The following is a 3492-nucleotide window of genomic DNA, read 5'->3' as shown; positions in this document are numbered from 1 at the left end:
TTACCGGTCAGCAGTCCATTACCGGGGTCGCGCAGCTCATACCATTTCCCCAGCGCCATGTAGCTCAGCACAAAGCTGCCGGGACGGGGCTTTTCTTCCGGGAAAGCGAAGGTGTAGGTAAAGCCTCTATTCTGTAGTTCAATCTGAACGACTTCAGAGACACTGATGCCGGTTGCGGCTGTACCCGGTTGCCAGTTCGCACTGGCATTACCGGCGAAATAACTGCTGGTTCGATAGGCGTCGATTTGCCCGGTTTCATAGTCGATGGAGATGCGCTCAAAGGGATCGGAGCCTGAGACATGGTTGAACGCACCGGCACCATTGTCTTCATACGTACCACCATCGATGCTCAGTACCAAGCTACCCCTCACCACGCCGGCCCCCAGATAGGAGCGGGACTGGTTACCCTGGATATGCCCAAACACCAGCGTCGTATTCAAAGTGCCATGGCGCGTTGGCAGTATCTGGCGACTACCGCTGTAACCCGGCTCATCAATCACCGCCGTTTCACTGGTGGCACTGGGCACCAAGTGAGCATAGATACTGTTAACCTTGATTTTGGTGCTGATGGCAGTGGCGGTTTCCTTGAGATGGGACGCACCATAGTATTTAGCGGCATCTGCGACCTGGGTGCTTTGCAGGCGGGTGAGTTTGGTGCTGTCCCTGCGCTCCGTGCCGGTGGGAGTTGCCGTGCCGCCGGGAAAGGTCTGCTCCAGTGGTGAGCTGATACCCAGCGTCAAACGACGGCGGACAAAGTCCACATAAGTTTCATTTCGGCTGATGGTAAAGGTTTCGGTGCTGGCGCTGACATCGGTGATGCGGATGTACTGTTCGCCTCCGTTGTTTGAATCCAATAAACGATAAACCTCACCAATCTCCGGCAAACGATCCTCGGTTCGTTGTATGGCCTGAATACTGCGCTGACCAACCAGCTGGTCACCCAAAAGTTCCCAGGAGGCATCCACCGCTGGCACCACATAGGACTCAATCCGGTTACGGGCCTCGGTACGCTCATCGGTCTGGCTTCCGGTATTGAACAGCAGCACATCAACCTTGGTATCCTGCGGTGGCTCGGTAATGATCAGGTGTGCGCCAAGGTAAGGATCGGTATTGTCGGTGCTGACACCGGCATAGACCTTCCGCAAAGAGACATCACCAAGGGTGCGATCAATGCGGGATATATCCCGAAACAGATTATTGATATCCCCATCAATCACTTCATTTCCCGTGGCTCGACCGCCGCCGTCAGACTCATCGGTGAGTCGTTGGGAAGCGTAAAGTTTGACATCATCCGGAAGAATCGCCATCCATGGATCTCCGTTAATGATCAGGGTGCGACGGTTAGCAACCTGAGAGTGAGCGAGTAAAGGTAATCGTTATCGGGGTAGGCGTAGGGCAGCACTTGTTGTGCCTCGACAGCAGCACCATGACTACGATCGAAGATCACCTGAAAGCTGCGATCATCAGCAAGAGTAAGCGTCATGACTTTTCCGGCTTCCGCTTCCAGTGCTTTGAGTGATTCGATCGTGGCGCGAGTGACCCACGCTGACTGTTCCCCGGATAACTCAATTTCACGCCCATAGCGTTTTGCCTGCTCCTGTACCAACAACGCGCCGGTCAAGGTGCGCTCGGTTTCCTGCTCTACCGGTTGCCATTGGTATTCGTTTATCCACAGCAGATCATCGGGCAATGTCACACTCTCCAGCTGCATCAAACGGCCCTCATGCCGGCAAGCTCCAGCGCCTTGAGGAGTTTCAGTTCCTCACTTTCCTGAACGCCGATATCCACCCGGCCACCGGGGTACTCAAGACGAATGGTGCGATCAGGCGTGTGTTTGGTTGCTGGCGATGGCACGTGAGCAGCAGGCGCTGATGTTGGTTGGCTGACGGGTTGTTCCGGTGTGGATGACCTTTGCTGTTCACGCTCCCTGTCTCGAAGCGATTGCTGACGCTGATCATCAGACAGCTGGCGTCGTTTTTCGTTATACACCTGCCGGTTCAACCGCAGGGATTTCTCAAGGTTAGCAATGGACTCGGCATCCCCCTTGTCTCGCGCCTCCTCCAGCTGTTGTTTCAGCTCCCGGTTCTGGCGCTCGAAGTTGCGTTTCTCCACGGCTCCGGTATTGCCTCGCAAGCGGTCCAGCTCACTTTGCAAGCTTTCCAGCGTATTGCGGGTGCTGCTGTTTAAGGCATCCATCTGGGTCCTGGCTTGGGCCAGCGCATTGTTGAGTGTGGATAAGTCAGCCTCATTCAGCAGGTTCAGACTGTTCCCCATGGCTGAGGCCTGTCGGGTAAATGCCTGGGCGGAAAGCTCACCGTCCTGCCAGGCTTGCATGAGTTCGGTAAAGGCAATCTTCTGTTCCAGAAATTGAGCCTTGGTGATCTCTGCGGCAATCGCCGTATGCTTGAACCAGTCGCTGATCCCCGTGGCTTCCAGGTGGCCCATGGACTGGCTGAGCTCATCCGCTTTCTGGCGGGCGTCATCCAGCTGTTGGCGAAGATCCGCTATGGCACCTCCGGTATTGCGAATCCCCTCCGTGCTGTTGTCCTGATTCATGGCATGGAAGGCTTTTTCTGCTGCAGGACTCAGGGCATGCAGTTCTTGGGTGATGCCGTTGATATGGTTGGCCATCATGCCGGTGACGGACTGTGCGTTACCGGCACTTTGGGTGATGCCGGCAAATGCCTCATCACCATCGTTCCTGATGGACTGGAAACCTGTCGACGTCGCTTTGGCCGCTTCCTTGAGTTCACGGAGTTTTTCCCTGAGCTTCTCAGCGGCATCCTGGTAATCCTCTGCCGAGAGCTTCTGCTCGGTATGGGAGCGGGCCAGCACCACACCGATATCCGCCAGCTCGGCGCTGGTCTCGGAGGCATCAATGGCTTGCATCGCTGCCTGAATATCCCCGAAGAGTTGACTGCTGCTCTGCGCCGTTTCTTTATTGGCGTTTTGAATAGCTGTGTTGGCAGTGGTCATTGTGCTTTTGACCGTCTCCATAGACTGCGCCACTTTCGGCATCTCGACGGTGGCGGCATGGGCAAAGCCGCTGATAGCCTCCTGCATATCGGCCGCATCGTTCCGAATGGACTCGGCCAGCACATCAAACCGGTTTTCCAGATCCTCGGCCATGCCGCCGGCTTTTTTCTGCAGCTCCCCGTTACCCAGCGCACCGGCGATATCCGACACCAGCCCACTGATCTTGGCACCTGCCAGGTTCAGCGATGCCTGCAGGCCGGACACGGCCGATGTAATGCTGTTAAAAACCAGCTTGACCGCGTTGCCCAGGAGCGTGAATGCCTGAATGGCAGGACCAGTCGCATCCACGATGCCTTGCAATCCTACCCGGGTTTTGTCGACAAACTCATTCAAGGTGAGATCTGCAAAAAACGCTTTGATGGACTCGGCAATACCGATAAACGTATCCGACACGGATTGGGCGATTTGCTTCAGTTTGCCGTTCTTGTCGAGCGTCTCCAGCGACTGGTTGAGCTG

3 protein-coding genes are annotated in these 3492 nt (G+C 55.7%); all 3 read right to left on the bottom strand.

All coding sequences use genetic code 11. The features are described from left to right. Positions 1–1307 (bottom strand): hypothetical protein (locus ABD892_RS05185; protein WP_345194331.1); only part of this gene is annotated, 1307 nt, incomplete at its 3' end. A gap of 20 nt (positions 1308–1327) precedes the next feature. Further along, positions 1328–1711, bottom strand: coding sequence for a hypothetical protein (locus tag ABD892_RS05180; RefSeq protein ID WP_345194330.1), 384 nt, complete (start codon positions 1709–1711; stop codon positions 1328–1330). Further along, the coding region (locus ABD892_RS05175) for a coiled-coil domain-containing protein (RefSeq protein ID WP_345194328.1) at positions 1711–3492 on the bottom strand (1782 nt) is incomplete at its 5' end. The genes ABD892_RS05180 and ABD892_RS05175, both read right to left, overlap by 1 nt.

The sequence above is a fragment of the Kistimonas scapharcae genome (genome assembly GCF_039540975.1).
In the GTDB taxonomy this organism is placed as follows: Bacteria; Pseudomonadota; Gammaproteobacteria; order Pseudomonadales; family Endozoicomonadaceae; genus Kistimonas; species Kistimonas scapharcae.
This window is presented reverse-complemented; position numbering and strand designations above follow the sequence as displayed.

What these genes read in the sequence shown, in the direction of transcription:
- ABD892_RS05180 (WP_345194330.1), bottom strand. Translation starts at nt 1,711, where the DNA reads ATGCAGCTGGAGAGTGTGACATTGCCCGATGATCTGCTGTGGATAAAC.